This is a genomic window from Bacteroides sp. ET489 (assembly GCF_030518095.1).
In the GTDB taxonomy this organism is placed as follows: Bacteria; Bacteroidota; Bacteroidia; order Bacteroidales; family Bacteroidaceae; genus Bacteroides; species Bacteroides ndongoniae.
Map to the genome: position 1 here is coordinate 23570 of NZ_JAULLJ010000001.1, position 24052 is coordinate 47621.

A 24052-nucleotide genomic window follows, 5' to 3' on the forward strand; every position below is an offset into this window, starting at 1 on the left:
ATGGCCGATGATTCTTGCCAGGAATTTGCGTTGAATAAAACAATCCGTGTCTTTCCATGTAATCCGTGCCCGAAAAAAAGTAAAACTCCCCCCTATTCACTCTTAATGCTCAGCACCGGATTCTCGTTCGCTATCCGCCACGCCTTCAGCACCACCACTGCCACGACGAGCACCAGTAGCAGGAGGGCGAGCAGAACATACCACACGGGCGAAAGCAGACGACTGTCGGCAAACTGCTGCATCCACTGGCCGGAGACGTACCACGCCGCCGCCATGCCTATTGCTACGGCTACGACGGCTATCTTCAGAATGTCCACCGAGAGCAGACGCAGGATGTCGGAGGCTTCGGCACCGTTCACCTTGCGGACGGCAATCTCCTTGCTGCGGCGCTGCGTCTCGTCGCTGACGTAGCCGATGAGCCCCATCAGCACGATGAGGATGATGCAGGCGGTAGTGACCCACACCGTGTTGCGGAAGGCCGAAACACTGGCATTCTGCTCGCGGCGGACGTCCTGATAGGTGGTGAACTCCAGCGACAGGTCGGGATAGGCAGACTTGATGAAGGCGTTCAGGCGCTTCAGGTTCTCGTCCAGCGGAGCCTTCAGGCGGACGTTGAAGGTGCGGACGCGGTCGTTCAGAATGAAGGCGGTGCAGGTCTGCTCCTGAAAGAAGCCCATGTTGCGTACATCCTCCACCACGCCTGTTACGATGGCCGGTTCTTCCAGTCCCGACCAGGAGAGGTCGATGGGCAACTGACGGCCGATGGCGGTATCGCCCCACTTTAGCGTCTCTACCGTAGTGCGCCCTACGATGGCTTCGCCCCGATGCTGCGGCCAATGGCCTTCGAGCAGCGTCATGCCTACCACCTGGGGCATCTCCTTTTCTATCATCATGAAGTGCAGGGGGCAGATAAAGTTACCCTGATTGTCGGTCAGTCGGTTGGTGCTGTAATGAGCCAGCAGATTGTTTCCACTGCCCGCCACGGCCTCTACATAAGGCTCACGACGGATGGCGTCGGCCACACCTTGCGCCCGCTGGATGTCGCCCGTAACGATTCCGATGGCCAGTCCTTCGGCACGGAAGCCCACGCTGCGGGTCATCAGGTCGTGATACTGCCACACGGTAGTCAGCAGCAACCCGCCGATAAACGCCACGCCGATGAACTGCACCGTCAGCAGCCCCCGCTTCCACGAACGCTTGCCGTCGGTATAACGGCGGAACACCTGCGTCACGGGGATGCGGGCATAGATTCGACCGGGCACCACTCCCGCCACGAGGAAGAGCAACAGCACCGTGCCCAGCGGAACGTAGAGCGTCTGCCACGTGAAGAGGTCGGTCAGGCGGCTGCCCAACAGCTCTTCCACCGGCTCGTGCAGCACCCAAAGCAACAGTCCGCCACACACGATGGAAGCCGCTACCAGCAGCCCCGTCTCCCAGAGGAACATCGAGAGTATATGCCAGCCGTCGGCACCACTGCACTTATGTACGCCCACCAGCTTGGCTCGCCGGCTCATGGCGGCCACCGCACGCAGCACATAGTTCAGGATAGAAACAAAGAAGATGGAGAAGCCCAGCACGCCGAGGATGACCAGCCGCCGCGTGCTGTCGGGAAAGGAACGGTAAACCTTATACAAGGGCAGGACGCTGTACTCTGTCACCACGTCGTCGCCCAGGTGGGTGTCGGTATATTGCTCCACAGCCTTCTGAATGCGGCTGTTCATGGCGTCCACATCGGCGGGCTGCTTCAGTCGGAACAAGATACCGTAAAAGTTGTTCGTTCCCCATGTTCCTGCCCCGTAGCCCCAGTCCATGGCAGCCATGGACAGCAGCAGGTCGTGGGGCATGATGGTGTTGCCGGGCACGTCGGCATAAACGCCGCGGATGGTGACGTTGAACAGCTTCTCCACGGAAAGTTCCTTGCCGATGGGGCTTTCATCACCATAAAGCTCACGGGCTTTGCTTTCGGAGATGAAGGCGTTGCCCATCAGGTTCAGGTCGTTCGGGTTGCCCTGAAGCAGTGTCAGGCCGGTGGTGGCGAAGTAGGCCGTGTCGGCAAAGAGGGTCTGGATGTCTTCCAGTTTCTTGTCGTCCTTATAGAAGGTGGGCTTCCAGAAAGCGGCGGTCAGGCAAGCGCTCTCCACCAGTTCGGGGAAGGCCTCGCTGAGGTCGGCCGCGGCGGGGCGGTAGGTACTGTAGTTGTATTCGGGTTCGGGCACTCCCTTGGTCGCGTTCCTCATGCGCAGCATGACGAGCGTATCGGGGTTCGGATAAAAGCGGTCGAAGCCCAATTCGTAAGCTATCTGTGCGAAGAGCAGTACGCCCATTACCAGTCCCAACGTAAGTGAAACCAGTTTCTCCACGGTGCCGCCATGTCCGCGGAGCAGGGTCTGTAGGGTGTAGTATAGGTGTCTCATGTTAATGAAGAATTAAGAATGAAGAATGAAGAATTTCGATCGAAGAAGTCGCACCGCAGGGCAAATTCTTCATTTTTCGTTCTTCATTCTTCATTTATTTATAGGTTTTTATTGCTCGCCACCACACTACCGTCAAACAGATGCACCGTGCGGTGGGCAAAGGAAGCATCGTGTTGCGAGTGGGTCACCATGATGATGGTAGTGCCTTCGCTGTTCAGTTCGCTCAGCAGTTTGATGACCTCGGCACCGTTCTTCGAGTCGAGGTTACCGGTAGGCTCGTCGGCCAGTATCAGTTTAGGATTGGTCACTACAGCACGGGCAATGGCCACACGCTGCTGCTGTCCGCCCGACAGCTGCTGGGGGAAGTGCTGCGCCCGATGGCTGATGGCCATACGCTTCAGAATGTCGTGTACACGCTGTTTACGTTCGGCAGCCTTGATACCGAGATAGGTCAATGGCAGCTCCACGTTCTCGAATACGTTCAGTTCGTCTATCAGGTTGAAGCTCTGGAAGACGAAGCCTATCTTGCCCTTACGGACGCGTGTACGGTCTTTTTCGCGCAGATCGGCTACCTCCTGCCCCAACAGTTTATAACTGCCCGAAGTAGGGTTATCCAGCAGACCGAGGATATTCAGCAGGGTCGACTTGCCACAGCCCGACGGTCCCATGATGGCTACAAACTCGCCCTCGTCCACATGAAGGTTTACTTGGTTCAATGCTACGGTTTCTACTTCCGTCGTACGGAAAACTTTGCTAAGGTTGTTGATTTCGATCATAATAGTATAAAATGAAGAATTAAGAATGAAGAATGAAGAATTGGAAATGAAGATTTCGGAAAGCAGAATTCGTGCCGCAGGGCAAATTCTTCATTCTTCGTTCTTCATTCTTCATTAAATTATAGTTTATTCGCTCTTAATGCTCAGCACCGGATTCTCATTCGCTATGCGCCATGACTTCCACAATACGCAAGCCATGATAACTGCCAGCACAATCAGTCCTATCAACACATAGGCGACAGCCGACATCGATGCCTGTGCGCTGAACATCTCCATCCACAGGGAGTTGACATACCACGATGCTGCTACACCTACCAATACCGCAGGGCCGGCCACCCAAAGCACATCGCGCCCCAGCAGGCTGAGGATGGAAGATGCTTCCGCACCGTTCACCTTGCGGATGGCTATCTCCTTGCTTCGGCGCTGCACTTCGTCGGCTGTGTAGCCCAGCAATCCCATAAGCATGATGAAGAACATCACGACGCCAGCCACTACTGTAGCGTTGCGGAACACACGGACGGGGTTGTACATCCTATTCATGCCCTCTTCCATCGAAGTGAAGTCGATGGTCTTGTCGGGGAAGGCTTCGGCAGCATCCTTCGTCAGGCGTTGCAGGTTCTCGGCGAAAGGCTCTTTCAGCAGAAAATGCAAGTCGTTGTTGAACTGTTTGGTCGGGAAGCTTATGTAGGGCATCGGTCCGGCATAGAAACCGTTGATTTGGAAGTCTTTCAGCACACCGGTCACAGTGAAGGTCTCTCCCTTCGTATGTACGGTGCGGCCGACGGCATCATTGCCCCACTTCATCAGATTGACGAAAGTCTCGTTCACCACCACCTCGCTGTTATCGCGCGGCAGTCGGCCTTCTTTCAGTTTCATGCCCATCAGGTCGTAGTAGTTGCTCATGCAGGCGTCGAAGCGGGCGGAGAACAGGCTTTCGCCGTTTTCTCCGGTGATGAAACAGCCGCTATAGCCTTCCAGCGGATTGCCGTAGGCGGAGGAGAGGTTCTCGACATAAGGCAGACTGCGGAAGAAGTTGTAGGCGTTGTCGCACTCCTTGGCCGTTTTAAAGGGCAGATAGGTGCCTACAATGCGCTCGGTGCTGAAGCCCATGTCCTTGCTCATGACGAAGTGGTATTGCATCATCACCATGCACATCAGTCCGCAGATGAAAGCCACACCAGCAAACTGCACGAACAGCAACGGACGTTTCCACCCCTTCTTGCCTTCGGTGTAGCGGCGGAACACCTGAGTCACAGGAATGCGGGCAAACAACCGCCCCGGCAGTACGCCGCCCACCAACAGCAGCAGGGCAATCGTGGCAGTCGGTACCCACAAACGACTTCCGGCGAAAAGGTTGGTCAGCTTGGTGGCGGCTGTATCTTCTACAAAGTCGCGGAATCCCCACAGCAGGAGGAACATCACCACCAGCGCCAAAACCACTACCATTAGCGTCTCCAGCATAAACATACCAAAGATACCGCCTCCGCTGGCTCCGCTACACTTGTGAACACCCACCATCTTGGCTCGGCGACTCAACGAAGAAATAGAGATAAGAGCATAGTTCAGAGCCGTAATGAAGAGAATAGACAGTCCCAGTGTCAGCATGATGGTAAACATCCGACGGACATCATCCTGCTGGCGGAAAGTATCACGCAGGGGCTGGATGTAAGCGGTGTAGCTCCAGCTATCGCGGGCTGGCAGATATTTTTCAGCCATCTTCTCCATACGGGCATTGAGGGCTTCTACATCTACATCCGGACGCAGACGAACGTACTGAAAGTAAGAGTCGCCTCCATCCCACGAGTAGTACATCTGCTGGGCTGCCCAAGCAGGAGGCAGGGAGATGACAGCTTCGGCGTTGACGGTAGTATTATCTGGCAGGTCGGCATACGTACCGCGTACAGTCAGATCGCGTTCGTGATTGTAGCTGATGACCTTTCCGATGGGGTCTTCACCGCCGAACATTCTTTGGGCCAAACTCTTACTCAGATAAATGACATTGGGCTGCTGAAGGTCTTGCACGGGATTGCCGCTCAACACTTCGATACCCATCGTCTGGAAGAAGAGCGAATCGGCGCACAGCTTGGATTCGTTGAAACGGGTATTACCGTAATACAAAGGCCTCGAAGCCAGATAGCGATTGGTGCAAGTGGCAGATTCTATTTCTTTCGGAAAGTTTTCCAGAATGGCACCTGCCAGCGGCCCCATGTTCATGGTTTGCGACTCCTGCGCCTCACCGTTCATGACGAACTGGCTCCACACCTGATAGATGCGGTTGTAGTCGCGGAAACACGTGTCGTAACTCTGCTCGTAGGCCACGCGGGCAAAGAGCAGGATGCTCATGGCAAGTCCCAGACCCAGGGAAACGATCTTGAAGAGGACACTCCCCTTCCCTCTGAGCAGAGTCTGGATGACGTAATAGATTTGTTTCATTGTATAACGAGTTTTTTTGATTGTTTTCTGCCTATCTCTATGCAGAAATCGTGCCAAAGTAGAAATCTTGCTGATAACCAGCAGATAAGCATTTTCTGATTTCGGACGCAGTGTCCAATTATTGGACAGTGGTGTCTAATTATTAGACACCGAACAATTCTGTTCATCCGAAGTGAACCGTATGTTTTTCATTTTGTAATCCCAAGTTTTTCATTACCTTTGTCCGTATCAACAACATAAAACAACAAGATCATGAAAAATACTCCTATCGAACGCAAGCTGATCGATGATACCATCGACGAATTTCATATTACCGACTTTTCGAAAGCCACCATCCGCGAGGTGAAAGCCATTGCCGCAAAAGCCGAAGAAGAATCGGGTGTCGAATTTATTAAAATGGAAATGGGGGTGCCGGGACTTCCTCCGTCGGCTGTAGGAGTGAAGGCCGAAATAGAAGCTCTGGAAAACGGCATTGCCAGTCTTTACCCCGACATCAACGGACTGCCAGCTCTGAAACAGGAAGCGGCACGTTTCATCAAGGCATTTATCAATGTGGATATTTCGCCCGAAGGATGCGTACCCGTTACCGGTTCCATGCAGGGCACTTTTGCATCGTTCCTTACGTGCAGCCAGTGCGACGAGAAACGTGATACCATCCTGTTTATCGATCCGGGATTCCCCGTACAGAAGCAGCAGTTGGTGGTGATGGGACAGAAATACGAAACTTTCGACGTCTATGAGTACCGTGGCGAAAGACTGAGAAGCAAACTGGAAAGCTATTTGCAGAAAGGTAACATCTCGGCTATCATCTACTCCAACCCCAACAATCCCAGTTGGATTTGCCTGAAAGAAGAAGAACTGAAAATCATTGGCGAACTGGCTACACAATACGACGTAATTGTGTTGGAAGACCTTGCTTATTTTGCAATGGATTTCCGTCAGGACTTAGGTACTCCCTTCCAACCACCCTACCAACCTACCGTAGCACATTACACCGATCATTATATTCTGCTTATCTCCGGTTCCAAAGCCTTCAGCTACGCCGGACAGCGTATCGGGGTAAGCTGCATTTCGGACAAACTGTATCATCGTGCCTACCCCGGACTGACCAAACGCTATGGTGGCGGAACGTTCGGTACAGTCTTCATCCACCGAGTGCTCTATGCCCTGTCTTCGGGTACCAGCCATTCGGCTCAATATGCCTTGGCAGCTATGCTGAAAGCTGCCAGCGACGGTCAATACAACTTCTTGGACGAAGTAAAAGTATATGGAGAACGTGCTCGCCGACTGAAAGAAATCTTCTTGCGCCACGGTTTCCATCTGGTTTACGACAACGACTTGGGCGAACCTGTAGCCGACGGATTCTATTTTACCATCGGCTATCCGGGTATGAGTAGCGGCGAACTGGCCAAAGAGCTGATGTACTACGGTGTGAGTGCCATTTCACTGGTAACTACCGGCAGTCACCAACAGGGTCTGCGTGCCTGCACTTCGTTCATTCAAGACCATCAATATGCCTTGTTGGATGAACGTATGAGGATATTTGCAGAGAATCATCCGGTATAATGTTAAGCCCACCATTAATGGGCGATCCTCATCCCTTTAATCTCATACGCGTTTGACTTCGTCAGCTTTCAGTTTGTAACTATGAATTGAAAGTCGGCGAAGTCAAACTTTTATGTTTTTGCAAAAAAACAGACACATTCTTTGTTTTTCACAAAATATACTGTATATTAGAGGCATGTATACAGATGCAAGCATATTTAAGATAGAGAGTAACCACGCTGTTCCATCACGTGGTAAAGTATTGATTTCCGAACCGTTCCTTTCCGATAATCTGTTTGGACGTTCGGTGGTTTTGCTTATTGACCATACTCAGGAAGGTAGTATGGGATTGGTGTTGAATAAGAAAATGCCTCTGTTGCTTCAGCATCTGCTGAAAGAATTTGAATCACTGGAAGACATACCGCTATACAGAGGAGGACCGCTCTGCAACGATACATTGTTCTATCTGCATACCATCAAAGGTATTGCAGATTCCTTACCTGTATCTCAGGGACTTTACCTGAACGGTAACTTCGAAGCTATCAAACGATATATGCTGTCTGGAAATCCGATTAAAGGAAACATTCGCTTCTTCTTAGGTTACTCGGGCTGGAGCCACAACCAGCTCCATGAAGAAATCGAGGAAAACACCTGGATTGTGAGCAAAGAGAAAACGGAGGCCATCATGGACGATGGAAGCGACATGAAATTCTGGAAAAGTGCACTGTCTAAACTTGGTGGCAAGTACGAACTATGGGCCCGATTCCCGCAGCTTCCGATACTGAACTGACGGCAGGCCCTACGACTGCTGTGGTTTACACTTTACGGTTGCCTGTAGCTTGGTCGCGAAGAAGCTGTAACAGAACAACGTCCTTGAATGTTCCGCCTACACACCACCACTCTTTCAGCAAGCCACACTTTACGAAGCCACACGAAGTGAACAAACGCATGCTTGCTTCATTGTCTACTGTCACGTGGGCAGTGAGCTGCTTCATGTGCAGAAAAACGAATGCATAATTGCATAGCAGGTGCAGTGCGTCGGTTGCATATCCCTGTCCCTGATATTCCTTGCGTATCACGATACCCACCTCGCCACGCGCATGAATAGGCATGAATTCGGTGATGTCGATGGTACCTATCACCGTCCGATCGTCACGACGCACAATCATCAGCCGCAACTGGCAGTCGGCAAACATGTCGCATTGGGAATTTTCGATGTATTGTCGCAGTGCATAGCGCGAATAAGGCACCGTGAAATTAGTAATATCCCACGTTTGTGGATCGTTCTCCATAGCATACATAATGTCCAGATCTTCGGGTTCGATGGCCCGAAGATAGATGCGGTCGTTTATGAAATAGGATGTACTCATGCTTCTTTTTCTTTATCAATACGCAATTCTTTACGCAAGCGGTTTTCACCGGGAATACAAAATAGGGAAGCGGTCAGGGCAATCAGTGCACAAAGCACTCCCTTGGTGCTTAACATCAGATAATAGGTAAGGAAACCCACAACAACGGGCAGAAACAGCAGAAACAGGCGAACCACACTCCACCACGCATACAGGCGCAAGGCTTCGGGCAGGCTGACTGCATCTATCTTATGATCGAGCACCCACGAAAAAAGTTTCAGCGAAACAGGCACGCAAACTACTGCCAGCAGAATCGTTGCCGTCTCGGCCTGATAAGTACTCCGGACATCGCCGGCATAAAGTCCGGTCCAGCTATCCAACGTTTCGCCGCATACAACCATTAGGATGGCCAACAGCCAGTAGCAGGTGAAAACAGCTTTCAGGCACCGTGATATTTGCTTGATACGTTCTTCCATTTTGTGTAAACTTACTTGCTATATAATCTTATTACATCATTCCGCCCGTAAACAAGGTACGGTTCACAATGCTTCGCCCTAACGTCACTTCGTCGGTGTACTCCAATTCGTCGCCAACCGATATGCCTCGGGCTATGATGGACAGCTTCACATTCATTTTCTCCAGTTTCCGGTATATGTAGAAGTTGGTGGTATCGCCTTCCATCGTCGTGCTGAGGGCCAGGATTACTTCCTTTACGCCTCCTTCGGCCACCCGTTGTACAAGGCTGTCGATTTGCAGATCGCCCGGTCCTACACCGTCCATCGGCGAAATAACCCCTCCAAGCACATGATACAGGCCGTGGAACTGCTGTGTTGCTTCCACTGCCATCACGTCGCGGATGTTTTCTACCACACACACGGTCGACGCATCGCGCTGCGGGTTGGAGCAGATGCGGCACACATCCGTGTCGGAGATGTTGTGGCACACCTTGCAGTACTTCACCTCATGTTTCAGCGTAATGATGGCGTTGCCAAATGCCTCGACTGTGGCAGTGTCTTGCCGCAACAAGTGCAGCACCAGGCGCATGGCAGTCTTTCGGCCTATGCCGGGCAGTTTGGCAAATTCGTTTACAGCTTTCTCCAACAATGTGGAAGGGTATTGTCCATTCATATTTTCTTTAAAAAATTATCTTTTCCCTCGCTTTTGAGCTTGCAAAGATAGCGAAAGTCGAATGTAGAAAAACAAACTTGCTTGATTTTTTTGCTGAGACGCATCCTATCTTCGTGAAACAAAGATAAACAGAATTCTAAATTGTAGACGAGATTTTTTTGAAATAAGTAGTACCTTTGCACAGGAAGCGAGGCAAAATGCCGACAGGTCGGTCTCCCCTCCTCTTTCCGCCGAAAATGAAATATTAACCAACTGTATGATTATGAATATTACAAGTGCAGAATTTGTCATCAGCAATACCGATGTGAAGAAATGTCCGGCAGGAAACTTTCCCGAATATGCGTTTATCGGGCGTTCCAATGTGGGAAAGTCTAGCCTGATCAATATGCTGACTGGGCGAAAAGGCCTTGCCATGACTTCCGCCACCCCCGGAAAGACGATGCTGATCAACCATTTTCTGATTAACAAGAACTGGTATATCGTCGATCTGCCCGGTTACGGCTATGCCAAACGCGGACAGAAAGGACAGGAACAGATTCAGAAGATTATCAGCAGTTATATTCTGCAGCGTGAACAAATGACCAATCTTTTTGTTCTGATTGACAGCCGTCACGAACCGCAGTCCATCGATCTTGAATTTATCGAGTGGTTGGGCGAGAACGGAATACCGTTTTCCCTCATTTTTACCAAAGCAGACAAACTGAAAGGCGGAAAGCTGGGAGCCAACATCAAACTGTACCTGAAACGTCTGAAGGAACAGTGGGAAGAACTTCCTCCCTATTTCATCACTTCGTCCGAGGACAAGACCGGAAGAGAAGAAGTGCTGAACTACATTGAGGGCATCAACAAGGAACTGCAAAAATAACCATACCAAAAACAACGAAGCAAATGAAAAAATCAGTTTTCTGGCAGCTATTTGTTGCCATGCTGCTCTTGGGCAGCAACAGTCAGGCCCAGTCGTTGAAGGACCTGTTTAATAAGGATAATGTGGAAAATATTGTCAACACCATCACCGGAAAGAATACGGCAAGCATGGTGGGTACGTGGAGTTTTTCCGGTTCGGCCATCGAATTCGAGTCGGACAATCTGCTACAGGCAGCCGGAGGTACAGTAGCCGCAACCGCTGCTGAAAGCAAGCTGAATGAGCAACTGAACAAATTCGGCATTACCGAAGGGAAACTGGCCTTTACGTTCAATGCCGACAGTACGTTCAATGCCCGGTTGGGCACCAGAAACATGGGCGGAACTTATTCGTACGACAAGTCTACCGGTAAAGTCAACCTGAAGTTTGCCAAACTTGTCGGAATAAATGCCAAGGTCAACTGCACTTCCAGCAATATGGATTTGCTTTTCAACTCGGACAAGTTGCTGGACCTGATTACTTTCCTTTCCAGTAAAAGCAGCAACACCACCCTGCAAACCATCAGCTCGCTGGCCGAAAGCTACGACGGCATGATGTTGGGATTTGCACTGAAAAAAGAATAAGGATTTAGATTTTAGGTACGGACGTTTTGTTTTCTCCACGATTTTCCGTGTAATCTGTGGTCAAACAACGATCTTATGTTTTGATTTTCCAAGAGGCACTTTAGGAAGCTAATGTCCATAGTTAGTTTGCTAAAGTGCCTCTTTAGCTTTCCCCAAAAGGTATTTTCATCAACCGACAGAAAAAGCCTGTCAGAGTCCTAACGGCAAACCGACCAAATGCCAAAGAATGAACAACAGGATCCAAGCAAACAGGATACATACGGAATAACGCCAGGTATACTTCAGCAGAGAACCGTAAGTGGATTTCCGGTCATACTGTTGCATGTACGTCAGCACCAACGGCATGTAGAACATGAAGGGGGTAATGGCATTGGTAGCGCTATCGCCAATGCGGAAGGCACACTGCGCCGTTTCGGGTGAAATACCCATCCGTGACAATACCGGAACAAAAATAAATGCCATAAAAGCCCATTTGGCTGTGGCAGACACCATGAACAGATTGACTACCGCAACAAACAGAATGAACAGAATCAGAATCCACATGCTGTCCATACGTAGGGAAGCAAGCATATCGGCACCCATAATGGCAACACATTTGTCCAGTTGGGAATATTCGAGGCAGGCGAACATCTGCGAGGCAAAAAAAGCGATGACAAAATAAACGCCCAAAAGCTTCATCGGATACGTCAGCCCCTCGATCACATCACCGTCGGAACGATAACGACCGGAGACAAAGCCAAACACCATACCCGTAAGACCGATGCCGAACGACAGCAAAAACAGAATGCCCATGATAAAGGGAGAACGCATCAGACTGCCGTTTACTCCACGCAGAATACCCCAGGATGAGAAAGTGGCACCCAATATGAGCAATACATACGACAGGCATGCTAGCAGAGCAATCTGCATGGCACGCCGTTCCTTGCGCGACAGTTGCTTATAACCGCCAAATCGGATCTCGCCCGCATACGTACCCAGCAGTGGAAGCAGGTGGTGTCGTGTAATGGCATAAATGACAGGGACGAGCAGGAAGACCGATGCGGCAAAAAAGTAATAATTACATAAAGGACCCATCTGCCCCGACGAGACAAAAGCCTGGTCGGCAGCTTCTTGTGTAGTGGCCGCCAACAACGGGTCGAGGGTACTCATCACCACATTGGCACTGTAGCCACATGCCACAGAGACATAAGCCGTAATGATGCCGCCTACCGGATGCAGACCGGCCGAATGAAACAGGGCAGCGGCAATGGGCAGCAGAATGATATAGCCGGCATCCCCTACTACATTGGAAAGAATTCCCAATACGATGACACTGGTTATGATAAGTCCCGAATGCGTTCCTCTGCGTGCCACAAGACGGATACAGGCATCAATGAAACCGGAATGTTGTGCCACGCCTATTCCGAACATGGCTATCATCACCATGCCCAAAGGTGCAAAACCGGTGAAGTTGGTTACAACATGTCGCAGCCACCAGCGGATTCCTTCCGGACTCAACAGGCTCTGCACGTATATTTCTTTCCCGGTTTCGGGATGGATCACACTCAGGTCGTAGACATTGAATATCCACGACAGAAACACAACCGCCATCGTCAGTATCAGAAACATGGTGGCCGGATGCGGCATTCTCCATTTGGCTCTCATCATCGGCATGCTTTCCTATTCGTCGTCCGGTTCCAGATTGTCTATATCAAGAATACGCAGTTCCAAAGCACGTACCACAAGCCGGGTAGCGTTCACCCCTACCCGTTCGCCGGAGGGGAACAGACGCCCTACCAGATCGTTCTGCCGTTTCTCCAGCGACTTCACGCCGAAGGGCATTCCTTTCAGATTGGCTATCATTTCCTTCGTATAACCTAGGGCAAGATGGCGGAGGAAACGTTCGTCGTACTCGTCGATGTCGTAGTTAATGATGGCTTCCTGACGTTTGGTGTCGTTGATGACCGAACGTTTGAAACGTTCCACAATCTTTTCCAGAATGGGATAGTTGAACACCAGTTTCTTACCATCCATCACTGCCTGAACATCGGTTCGGGTCAGCAGTTCGCCTGTCTTCAGAATGATGCCGTCGGCACCGGCATCGAGCACATCGACCCACAGTTTCTCGTTCAGTATCTCGCCTGTAAATATAAGCACATGCACGCCGGGGTAACGCTTGAATATGTTGCAGCATATCTCCACCCCGATGGTTGTAGAGCCGCCCAGTCCCAGATCCAGCAAAACCAGATCGGGGACTTGCACCTGCATCAGTGCCCAGAATTCCTGTTCGGTCATAGCCGTACCGATGACTTCCGCATCGGGAATCTCGTGACGAAAAATCTCTTCCGTCCCCTTCAGTTCCAGCTTGACATCTTCTACAATGATAACTTTAAATTTCATGTTTGGTATGATATTCTATGTTATAATCAGTTTGTTACTTCAATAAAATGCATTCTTGGTTGTAAAAATTCCTTTTCACATTCTGAATCGAACAACACAAAGATATTGATTTAATCCAATCTGAAGAAAGGCTTAAGGACTTTTTCATTTCGAGTACAGCAGAGTTCTTAAGAGAATTTTTAGCCTCACTTATTGTCCTGTCCTCGGAATGGTGAAGTATACCGTGAAGCCTCTTTCTTCGGTATTCACCTGCGCATTGATGCGACATCCACGCAGCCCGGCAAACTCGTCGTGATCGCGGATAATCTGCTTGCATATCAGATATTCTGTTCCTTTCAGTCTGCCCTGCTCCACAGCCGACATACGCTCCAGACTGGGATAGAACAGTCTGTTCAGTTCTTCCTGAGTTCTGTCGCGTCGGGTATCTACAAAGAAGAAACGTATGAAACGATCGTCTTCGGCCGCTTCCAATCGTATCTCGCCCGACTGAGGATTGGACAGTGCTTCGTCTATCAGGTTTTCGAGCAAGAACTGTAGCTGATTAACATCGCCCAACACACAGCCGTCGAAAGGCTGGATGTGGAAAGTGATATCCGGATTCCGGTTCTTGCGTGCTTTGCGGAAGTATTTCTCCGCAGCAGTCATCAGGTCGGCAACCTTTACGGCCGAACGCCGGAAAGTAACCTCTTCCAGCTGACGCGACGCACACTGGCTGAGGATGCTGAAGATACCCTTGTAATAATCTATCAGTTCGGCAATGGCTGTCACGGTCTCTTCTTCTTCCTTTGCCGACAGCTCTCCGGTGCGGAGTTTACCTATCAGCTGCTTGATTTTGCTGGGGTAATAAATTGTTTCGTGCTTGATGGTAGAAAGACAATTGTCCAACACCATATTCTGTACATGCAGCATACTGTCTTCCCACGAGGCACGCCGCGCTTCATCCTGTGCCAGTTCGATGTCCCGGTATTTTACAGCCAGTTTCACAACAGCATTGAAAACGACGATGGCTACGTAGCGGGTTATGAGCTCCAGCAGCAAACGGTCGGCACTTTGTTCGCTACCTTCGCTCCGCTCAATGCACAGGGCACCAATACAACGGTTGCTCCCAGCAGTCTCGATGGTCAAGGGGAAAACCTGAATGCCGGATTGCGACTGGTAACTTTTCTCTTCGTAACAGCTACGCATCAAAGCGGTTCTGCGCTGCTGGGCCGCCATCACGGCGTCTTTGTCCTGACTTTCGGTTGCATCTGCCATATACACATCGCCCGGACAGGAGACATACTCCAACTGATGTGAAGACTCGTCGTAGACAGCCATGCTGAGACGGTCGATACACAGCAACTCGTTGATGGCATCAAAGGCTTCGTTCACTATCTGACGGGGGACTTCGTCCAGCCTGTCGGGATTCTTACGTACCGCATCGCTGTTGGAAGCGGCAAAAACAGCCTGATTGATTTCGAGAACCTGCTCCAGATCCCAACGGTTGACCAGACGTTTGCGGAAATATAGCACATAATATCCGGCCAGCAAAGCGATAACCAGCATGACGGCCAGCCAGATTCCTACCATTTTATTGTTGGTCGAACGTTCCAGCTGCCGGCAATAGTCTTCCAGCGACTGGTCCTCGCCCAACAGCTTGTACAGGATGGTATAGGCGTCGTTGTTATAACGGTAAGCATCCCATTGTTTCAGAGCCAGAAACGCCACGGCCGCTTCATTGCGGATATCAAGAATCACATGATAGTCCGAATTGAACAACTCGTTCCACCAGTCCAGTTCGGCTGGTTCTCCACTGCCCTCCAGCGTCATGGTACGTCTTGCATCGGGCGCATACATCCGGTAATGCTTGTTCAGACACAGCATTGCCGAGTCAATGTACTGCAAAGCCCATTCGTATTGGCCGTCTACGTTGCAGTAATAAGCCGCATCGGCATAGTTGGAAGCGGAGTCGAGCAACAACTCGTAGTCGTACAGAGCCACCTGTTCCAGCGAATCCGAGACAGGAGATTCTGACGTTTGCATCTCTGCTCCCTTTCCGCAGGACGAAAGTCCGAAGGTACCTCCCAACAGCACTGCCAGCATTACCAGCACCTTGCGTACGCCTACCGGCAGGCGGAAGTAGAAGCGGCTGCCCTTTCCCGGCGTACTGTCTACCGAAAACAGGCAGACACGGAAAAGTTCGTTTGTCTTTTTATATTTTTCAATAATGCCCCGGCAGTTCATCAAGCCGAAACCGCTTCCTTTGTTTTTCTGCAATGCTTCGCGATCGGTGGCCAGGTCCATGCCGATGTTCTTCGAATCGTATACTTTCTCTCCGACGATGTGAGCCACGTCTTCTGACGATAATCCGCACCCGTTGTCTTCTACCGAGATTTCCACATAGTCCGCTTCCTGACGGGCATACACCCTGACGAAGCCTCCTGCAGGTGTATATTTGCGGGCATTCTCGGCCAGCGTATTGATCATGAAGAGGGTCAGTGCCTTGTCGGCCTTTACCCAGGTGGTAGTAGGCTCTACTTCCAGCGTCAGCTGTTTCATTTCGAAAGCGCGGGTTCCTTTGCGTATCAGTTGAAACAAGTCGTCCAGTGCAAAGTTCTCGATGTTCAGGCTCAACGTTCCCTGACGCATCTTGATCCACAGAGCCAGAATATCATTGTACTCGTTGATGGCGGTAACCAGTTCGTCCAGGTATTCGTATTTTTCTCTTCTGACACGGCGGTCCATCTCCGATCCGTTGCGGACAATCTTGTGCACTTCGTTGATGATGCGGTCGATATAAGGATGAATACCGTTGACAATGGCAAGGCAGGCTTTCTTCACCAGATTCTGCCGCTTGTTGCCTGCAATGTGTTGCTCGTAAATGTAGCGCTGCTTCTCCAGCCTGCGGCATTCGTCGCCCAACGAGATAGTCGTCATACCGTTATCCAACGCCCATTGCACATACGGGTTGATGACCCGGAGCATGGCTTGTTCGTCTTTCCCCACCCGGCCGGACAACACAAACTGTCCGTTCTCAATGCCGATTTCCGTCACACCGAATAAACTTTCCATTTGCGGACGTACGGCATTCAGGATGGCATCGATAATATCCTGTTCGGTTTGCGCATCGGCCGGAATGGCTGCCGTTATTTTCTGGCAGATGTCCAGCATCTGTCGCAGCCGATACAGGTGCTGTTTGTTCCTCCTTTTCGAATTACTGTTGAAGAACCAGAAGAATATCACTACTCCGACCAAGCCCAGAATGACACTTACCAGTATCAGATTGAGCTGACGCGATTCCGTTGCCAACGCCTGATAACGGCTTTCCAATTCTTTGTCCTGACGGGTATTTTCCAGAATATCCAGATAAATGTTCCGGTTGTAGTCGGAATACTCTTTCATGCCCAGTCCTGAATACGATACACTCAGCTGTTCCCGTATTCGCGAAATCCATTCGGGCACAGTCCGTAACTTTTGTTCCATCCAGGCATGTTCGGCATAGGTATTGTCGCGATAATCGGCCGCTTTCATCCAGTCCAGACTGTCGTGACAGTTGTAGAACAACCGATGATGCCGGTTGACACACTCCAACGCCATTTTCAAAGTATCCAACGCCTCGGTATAACGGCCATGCGCATTCAGGTATTTCCCGATGGATACATAAGCACCTGCAATCTGATACAAGTCGTTATACTGGCGGAACTTCTGCAAGGCCAACTGTCCGAGCCGTAAAGGCAGCAAGCTGTCTACCGGATATCCAAACTGCTTCAAGGCATGCCCCCGACGTAACTTGAAAAGCTCGTAATCGGTGGGAGAAGCCATCAGGTTGACCAGTCCCTGTATGCCGTTGCCTTCAAAATAAACATAACCTTTCCGCGAGGCGATCCGCCACGTTTTATACAGAGCATCAAATTCCAGCAATCGCTGTGAATCGAGGGTATCGGCTTCGCACAGCGAAGCTGCACCTTTTATATAATAGTAATAGAGCAGTTGGCTGGTATCGGAAGCCAATTCTGCCTCCTTCAACTGTCCTATATTGTCCAGCGCTTCGGAACGCTGTTGCAAGTAGTAGTAATAGACGGCCGACACAATATAAAATTCGGAACGGGCATATTCCAGTCTGGCCCGTTCGTGGCGGTCGACAAACAGATTGTTGTCTTCGCCAATGCGCCTCATACGCCGCAACGCACTGTTGCGATAATCGTAAAACTCCTTGTTAAGAGCCGTACGTTGGTAAATCTTCATAAATCCGATGTCGGCAATCAGCAGCTCCAGTTCGTTTTTGGTCAGGCTGTAGACTTTCCGGAAGTATCTTTCGGCTTCTTCAAAATCCATCCTCATAAAGGCACAAAAGCCCAGATTATTGCAGGCTTCGGCTTCACCGGCACGATACAGATTGACCGACTTATAAGCCTGCATGGCTGCATGACACGAAGAATCGATGTTTTTATAGCGGAAAGCATAAGCCTGCTGGTTGAGCGAATCAATCAGTCTAAGTTCCTTGCTGGGCGCAGTACCGACACACGCCCCCACTGCTACACTGGCGCAAAGCAACGCAACAAGCCTTATGGCAGAAATAGGTTTCATAAAGCAAATCTACAAATTAAATGAAGAATGAAGAATGATGAATGAAGAATTTATGAAATATTTTCCTTATCTGATGCCCACAGTAACTAATTTACAGCTTCTTGAAAACTGGAAAAACAACAGTTGCCGATACAGCCCGGAGTTTTCTTTATACTTTGAGCAGATTTTATACAATAACTCTTGGGTTATGTAGGGAGAATTTCATACCTTTGCAGGTAAATTAACAAATAGGTAAATCTATTATTATAGAAATGAGCGAAAAAGCACCCTTTATGGTATTCTCTGGAACAAACTCCAGATACCTGGCAGAGAAAATCTGCGCAAGCCTTGGTTGTCCTCTTGGAAACATGAACATCACCCATTTTGCCGATGGCGAGTTTGCCGTTTCCTATGAAGAATCGATCCGTGGTTCACACGTATTTCTGGTTCAGTCAACCTTCCCCAATTCCGACAACCTGATGGAACTCCTGCTGATGATTGACGCAGCCAAACGTGCGTCGGCCAAAAGCATTGTAGCCGTTATCCCTTACTTCGGCTGGGCACGTCAGGACAGAAAGGATAAGCCCCGTGTATCTATCGGCGCCAAGTTAGTAGCCGATCTGCTTTCGGTTGCAGGTATCGACCGTCTGATCACAATGGACCTCCATGCCGACCAGATACAAGGTTTCTTCGACATTCCGGTGGATCACCTTTATGCTTCGGCTGTGTTCCTCCCCTACATCGAGTCGCTGAAATTGGAAAATCTGGTTATTGCTACTCCCGACGTGGGCGGTTCCAAACGTGCCAGCACTTTCTCCAAATACCTGGGTGTGCCTCTGGTACTGTGCAACAAGACACGCGAAAAAGCCAACGTAGTAGCATCTATGCAGATTATTGGTGACGTAAAGGATAAGAATGTGGTTCTGATCGACGATATCGTAGACACAGCCGGAACTATCACCAAGGCTGCCAACATCATGCTGGATGCAGGTGCCAAGTCTGTACGTGCCATCGCCAGTCACTGTGTCATGTCCGATCCTGCTTCTTTCCGCATTCAGGAGTCCGGTCTGACCGAAATGGTATTTACCGACAGTATTCCTTATTCCAAGAAATGCGCCAAGGTTAAGCAGCTGAGCATTGCCGATATGTTTGCCGAAACCATCAAACGCGTGGTAAACAACGAATCTATCAGTTCGCAATACCTTATTTAAGGATAAAACAACAAACGTAAGCGGAGTCAGAACCTTTGCCTCCGTTTGAAATAGATCTATCGAAAGTCGAGGAATCTCCTAGCCGATGCTTAGGACGGATTCTCCGGCTTTCTGTTTTCTGCCTCGTACCAGCCTACAACTTCAGACAAGACCATACAGAACTGTAATTTCAAATAACGTTTTAAACTGACTGATATTATGAAACGAATCATCTTATTCATCGGATGTTTATGCTTTCTTTGCTCCATCACCGCACAAGATCGGTTGCTGGAGAATAGCATTACTCCCCAACAACTTCAGGAAGTGTTACAGCCTACAGAAAAGTGGGTCACCTATCCTGCCTACACCGACCGTTCGGCATGGACCACCCGAATACCTGCTGAAATACGGGAAAATATCATAAAAGCCGGCGAAAAAGCACTGGCATATGAATGGAAGCCAGATTTGGCAACCGACTATCTGGCATACAAACGCCGTGGCGAGATTCTGACAGGACGCAAAAATCAGACGACGCTCAATACACTGGTACTGGCAGAACTGGTGGAAGGAAAAGGGCGCTTCATGGATGCCATCATCAATGGAACCTGGTTCCTGTGCGAAGTTTCCTGGGTACACTCTGCCCATGCTTATTTTCAAAAGGACCAGTCCGGACTTCCCGATCCGGACGAGCCGACCGTCGAACTGGTTGTGGCGGATATTGGTGCACAGATGTCATGGATTTATTACTTCTTCCACGACGAACTGGATAAAGTCAGCCCACTGATTGCCAAACGAATCAGGAATACTGTTTACCAGCGATTGATTGACCCTTATTTTGCGCGTACAGATTATTGGTGGATGGGATTTACCCCTCAGGAAGTAAACAACTGGAACATCTGGATCAATTATAATGTGCTGCAGGCAGTCCTGCTGCTGGAGAAAGATACAGCCCAAAAGGCAACCTACGTTTATCAGCTGATGCGTTCTGTCGACCGCTATATCGATGTCCAGCATCCGGATGGCACTTGCGAAGAAGGACCTTCGTATTTCGGACATGCCGGTGCCAATCTGATTAAATTTCTCGACCTGCTAGACCGGGCTACGGACGGGCACGTCAATATCTTCTCTAACGAAAAAATCAAGAACATAGGACGCTACATCCGCCGGGCCAACATCCACAACCAGTATTTTGTGAATTTCTCGGATGCAGCCGCCAAGTGTTTCGTCAGTCCGGGTGCTGTCTATCTGTATGGTAAAAAGATAGGTGACCGCCAGCTGATGGGCTTTGCTTCCGACTTTGCCCGCCGCAACGGATGGAAAGACAAATTGCATACCGGCAGTTTGTTTGCCCGTCTGCTCGACGACGTACTGGATGCCCGGGAAATACTGGAAGGAGACAGTGCTTCCATTGAGGAAACCTCCTTCTATTTCGAAGACGGACAGCTTGCCGTAGCTCGTGATTCGCACCGTTCCGACGAAGGATTCTGTTTTGCAGCCCATGGCAGCAACAACGGTGTTTCTCACAATCACAACGATGTCGGCAGCTTCATGCTGTACTATAACGGAAAACCTGTTCTGATCGATGTAGGAGTAGGCGTATACACTAAAAAGACTTTCAGCAGCGAACGCTATACCATCTGGACCATGCAGTCCGGCTATCACAACCTTCCGACTATCAATGGCACAGACCAGCATGCCGGGAAGAAATATCATGCCCGTAACGTCCGGTTTACGGATCGTGGCAAAACAGTTTCATTCAGTGCCGACATTGCAGCCGCTTATCCGGAAGAAACCGGAGTCGCCCAATGGATCCGTTCGTATACCCTGAAGCGCGGACACCGGTTTACCATTGCCGACCAGTGGAAACTGAACAACCGGAACGGAGAACAGATTCTGAACTTTATGACGGTGTGTACACCGGAAATCAAAGATGGCTATCTGTTACTGAAAAACAAAGACTTTACACTGAAGATGAAGTTCGACAGCGGCCTTCTGCAACCATCCATCGAAACCATTCCTCTGACGGACAAACAACTCCTCAACAACTGGAATGTAGAACAGTTATACCGCATCAGACTGACAATTACCCATCCGGCACTTCAGGGAAAGGCCCAAGTCTACCTTGAAAAGATGTAAAGCCAACTATCATCTCCGATACAGATAAAAAAGGGTGTGCAAAATAAAGAATTCATTTCCTTAATTGCACACCCTCTTTATTATTCTGTATAGCGCCTACAGCACATATTTATTTTTTCTTCATCCGGAGTATTGTGAATGAATTAGGCTTGAACTCGTATACGAACGATGACGAGAAGCCGTTATACTCTGTCTCAACCGGCGAGATCTTCAACGGTTCTTCAAAGCTGTTTTCCTCTTCAAGCGAAGTACTGCTCAATGTGATGACACGTCCTTTCGAAGCTACCTCACCGCCTTTCAGATCGATGCGGGTTACGCAAGGAGTTTCCGAAGCATTGACTACCTTTACAATCACCTCACCGGCCTGTTCGTCGTATCCGGCTACGTGGAACTTGCGGTTCACCGGCTTGTTGACATGTGCCAGCATCAGTTTACCGTCTACATAGTAGTCGGCCCCCATTTCCTTCAGCACAATCTTCACCTGATACCACTTATCATTTTCCACCTTATCGTTCACCTTGTCCGACAGTACACTGCTACCATTGTTCTTCACAGTTTCGATGGCAGTCGAAGTATTGCCCCATCCGCCGGCGTTCAGCATATAGCCGTCTTTCAGATTCGGTTCTTTCATGCCGAAGTAAGCAAAGAATCCTTCATCGCCCGACAGTTTGTTTACTTCAAACTCTATCACATCACCGGCTCCGGCCTTTGCCTTGTTCCAGAACAGGGCCGTGCGTGTTTCATTGCTGCTCTGTGCATATACACCCTGTTCAGCTTTCCATTCTCCGCTTACTACTGTCCATTGAGAAGCGTCGTTCATATCAGCTTCGGTTTTCACACCGGTACTGTCAGTCACAGAAAGATTACGGAACTGTACCTGCGTGCTCCAGCTACCAAAACCTACATATCCTTTTTCACGGATCATCGGTTCGGTCACTTCCCACAACAGTTCCGACTTGGTCGGCAGATTATATGTAGGTTTATTATCGGCAAACATCTTCTGTACATAGTACGACGAACGTCCCACTACCTGACTGTTGCTTATCCAGATCAGATTGGTAGCCCAGCAGCGGTCGTTCTTGTTCTCGAACAACGGAGCATACGAAGCCATGGTCACCAGGTCGCTGTTCCGTTCCATGCCCGTGATAAAGGCAGCTTCGCTCAGTGCTGCCAGCATGTTACCGCCACCTACACCCTGGTTGCAGGCATATTCTCCCACATACACCTTATATTTTCCACGCTCATGATTGTCGAAGATATGCGTGTTGTTGAAGAAAAAGTCAGGAGCCACATACCAGTGCGGGTCTATCATATCGGTCTTACGAGCCTGGCCCAGACCACCCAGTCCGTGATTCGAGATCAGTGTCAGCTCCGGATATTTGGCCTTTATGGCATCGTAGAACATGTTGAAACGGCTGTCATACAGGCTTCCCCAGTTCTCGTTACCTATTTCTACATAAGCCAGCGGATATGGTTCCGGATGCCCTTCCTTGGCACGCAGGGCTCCCCATTCGGTGTCCGTACCACCTATCGCATACTCAATGGCATCCAATGCATCCTGTAGATAGCCCTCAGCCTCCTTGTCCGAGCAGGCTTCTCCCGAACGGTATTGACAGGCCAGTCCGACATTGCACACATACATGCCTTTGGCTCCTACATCCTCACAGAAATCCAGGAATTCCTTGTAACCGAAACCATAGCTGTTATGATACCCCCATGTATCATACTCACCCGGACGTGCTGCCGGATCGCCCAACGTCTTTTTCCACTGCACGCGATTGTTCAGCGTGATGCCTTCTACGATGCAGCCGCCCGGCCAGCGTATAAAGGCAGGCTTCAGCCCTTCTATCACTTCTGCCACATCCTTACGCATGCCGTTCTCCCGACCTTTATAGGTGTCTTTCGGGAACAGTGAGACATAGTCAAAGTAGTACACGCCATTCTCCGGCAGTTCGATGGCCAACCGGCCGGCAGTAGTTGTATCCATAGCCTGTATTTCGGCTTTGTATTCCTGCCATTTGTTGTCGTTCTTCAGTGTCAGTACAGTCTTACCCAGCTCTTTGTCGGCCGGTCCCAGCAGACGTACCGTCATCTCTTTCGCATCGCTGTTGCTGCGCATGAACATGCGCAACCGGTAAGTTGCGTCTTTCTGCAAAGCCAGTCCCCAGTATCCTTTGTTTATCAGGGCCACTCCGTTTCCTTTCTCCGAGACGTTCACCTTCATCGAATTGGGAGCAGCAGCAAAGTTCGGCTGCTCTGTCGTCAGCCCCATTTCGGCACGGGCGGCTTCGCCCACACTCAATTCCCATCCCGGATAAGGATCGCTTCCCCACCGGTACCGTCCGGACGTAGTCTGTCCGTTCGAATGATGGATCAGGGTCGGTGACACCAGTTCATTGTTTTCTACCTTGTAACCTTCTGGAATAACCCGTTCTTCAAAACTGCGGTTCATCAGCATTTCGCCATAGAGTCCACCGTCTCCGGCATGGTTGATCTCTTCAAAAAAGATACCGTACATGGAAGCCGGCACATCCGCTCCCCGGGTGTTCATGTCTACTTCAAGCACCATTTGCGGATCAGGCGACTGGCACGATGAAATGCCAAGGGCCAGAACCGCAGCATACAGAAATTGCTTTTTCATGATAAATAATTTAAGTTGTTTGTGATAGATA

16 protein-coding genes are annotated in these 24052 nt (G+C 49.9%); 6 read left to right on the forward strand and 10 right to left on the reverse strand.

The features are described from left to right. Positions 1–92 precede the first annotated feature (92 nt). The 3 genes from Q3C19_RS00110 to Q3C19_RS00120 form a co-directional block, all read right to left on the reverse strand. The gene (locus Q3C19_RS00110) at positions 93–2414 is read right to left on the reverse strand and encodes an FtsX-like permease family protein (protein ID WP_302726306.1); all 2322 of its coding nucleotides are present in this window, start codon (positions 2412–2414) and stop codon (positions 93–95) included. Between the two features lie 98 nt (positions 2415–2512). After that, positions 2513–3190, reverse strand: a complete 678-nt coding sequence (locus Q3C19_RS00115) for an ABC transporter ATP-binding protein (protein WP_022163804.1) — start codon at positions 3188–3190, stop codon at positions 2513–2515. Positions 3191–3316: 126 nt separating this feature from the next. Next, positions 3317–5623, reverse strand: a complete 2307-nt coding sequence (locus tag Q3C19_RS00120) for an ABC transporter permease (RefSeq protein WP_302726310.1) — start codon at positions 5621–5623, stop codon at positions 3317–3319. A 252-nt stretch (positions 5624–5875) separates the two neighbouring features. On the opposite strand from Q3C19_RS00120, the gene Q3C19_RS00125 reads away from it, so the two are divergent. Together Q3C19_RS00125 and Q3C19_RS00130 are read left to right on the forward strand one after the other, a co-directional pair. Next, positions 5876–7189, forward strand: a complete 1314-nt coding sequence (locus tag Q3C19_RS00125; RefSeq protein WP_302726312.1) for a pyridoxal phosphate-dependent aminotransferase — start codon at positions 5876–5878, stop codon at positions 7187–7189. A gap of 175 nt (positions 7190–7364) precedes the next feature. Beyond that, positions 7365–7958 carry a YqgE/AlgH family protein gene (locus Q3C19_RS00130; protein WP_277120144.1) on the forward strand — a complete coding sequence of 198 codons (594 nt, stop codon included), beginning with the start codon at positions 7365–7367 and terminating at the stop codon, positions 7956–7958. 25 nt (positions 7959–7983) lie between these two features. Here the strand turns inward: Q3C19_RS00130 and Q3C19_RS00135 are convergent, their stop codons facing one another. From Q3C19_RS00135 to recR, 3 genes are read right to left on the reverse strand one after another with little or no spacing between them, the layout of a single operon-like run. Then, positions 7984–8538 carry a GNAT family N-acetyltransferase gene (locus tag Q3C19_RS00135; protein ID WP_302726316.1) on the reverse strand — a complete coding sequence of 185 codons (555 nt, stop codon included), beginning with the start codon at positions 8536–8538 and terminating at the stop codon, positions 7984–7986. After that, positions 8535–8993: a hypothetical protein gene (locus tag Q3C19_RS00140; protein ID WP_071149697.1), complete on the reverse strand. Its 459-nt coding sequence runs from the start codon at positions 8991–8993 to the stop codon at positions 8535–8537. Before Q3C19_RS00140 ends, Q3C19_RS00135 begins: the two co-directional genes overlap by 4 nt. A gap of 31 nt (positions 8994–9024) precedes the next feature. Beyond that, positions 9025–9645 carry a recombination mediator RecR gene (gene recR, locus Q3C19_RS00145; RefSeq protein ID WP_022161746.1) on the reverse strand — a complete coding sequence of 207 codons (621 nt, stop codon included), beginning with the start codon at positions 9643–9645 and terminating at the stop codon, positions 9025–9027. Between the two features lie 262 nt (positions 9646–9907). Between recR and yihA the strand changes: the two genes are divergently transcribed. Further along, on the forward strand, positions 9908–10510 hold the full coding sequence (gene yihA, locus Q3C19_RS00150; RefSeq protein WP_022161745.1) for a ribosome biogenesis GTP-binding protein YihA/YsxC: 603 nt from the start codon (positions 9908–9910) through the stop codon (positions 10508–10510). Between the two features lie 23 nt (positions 10511–10533). Next, positions 10534–11130, forward strand: coding sequence for a DUF4923 family protein (locus tag Q3C19_RS00155; RefSeq protein ID WP_022161744.1), 597 nt, complete (start codon positions 10534–10536; stop codon positions 11128–11130). Positions 11131–11319: 189 nt separating this feature from the next. On the opposite strand, the gene Q3C19_RS00160 is transcribed toward Q3C19_RS00155, so the two are convergent. From Q3C19_RS00160 to Q3C19_RS00170, 3 genes are all read right to left on the reverse strand, one after another. Further along, a complete protein-coding gene (locus Q3C19_RS00160) occupies positions 11320–12774 on the reverse strand; it encodes an AbgT family transporter (RefSeq protein ID WP_205410654.1) in 1455 nt (484 codons plus the stop codon). 15 nt (positions 12775–12789) lie between these two features. Next, positions 12790–13518, reverse strand: a complete 729-nt coding sequence (locus Q3C19_RS00165) for a DUF5932 domain-containing protein (RefSeq protein WP_302726712.1) — start codon at positions 13516–13518, stop codon at positions 12790–12792. A gap of 180 nt (positions 13519–13698) precedes the next feature. Next, positions 13699–18075 (reverse strand): DUF5113 domain-containing protein, encoded by a 4377-nt coding sequence (locus Q3C19_RS00170; protein ID WP_302726320.1) that lies wholly within the window; start codon positions 18073–18075, stop codon positions 13699–13701. A gap of 251 nt (positions 18076–18326) precedes the next feature. On the opposite strand from Q3C19_RS00170, the gene Q3C19_RS00175 reads away from it, so the two are divergent. Next, the gene (locus Q3C19_RS00175; RefSeq protein WP_022161738.1) at positions 18327–19265 is read left to right on the forward strand and encodes a ribose-phosphate pyrophosphokinase; all 939 of its coding nucleotides are present in this window, start codon (positions 18327–18329) and stop codon (positions 19263–19265) included. Between the two features lie 198 nt (positions 19266–19463). Then, the gene (locus Q3C19_RS00180; RefSeq protein ID WP_302726322.1) at positions 19464–21380 is read left to right on the forward strand and encodes a heparinase II/III family protein; all 1917 of its coding nucleotides are present in this window, start codon (positions 19464–19466) and stop codon (positions 21378–21380) included. A gap of 109 nt (positions 21381–21489) precedes the next feature. Here Q3C19_RS00180 and Q3C19_RS00185 read toward each other — a convergent pair whose 3' ends face one another. Next, positions 21490–24021, reverse strand: coding sequence for an alpha-L-arabinofuranosidase C-terminal domain-containing protein (locus Q3C19_RS00185; protein ID WP_302726324.1), 2532 nt, complete (start codon positions 24019–24021; stop codon positions 21490–21492). Between the last annotated feature and the right edge of the window lie 31 nt (positions 24022–24052).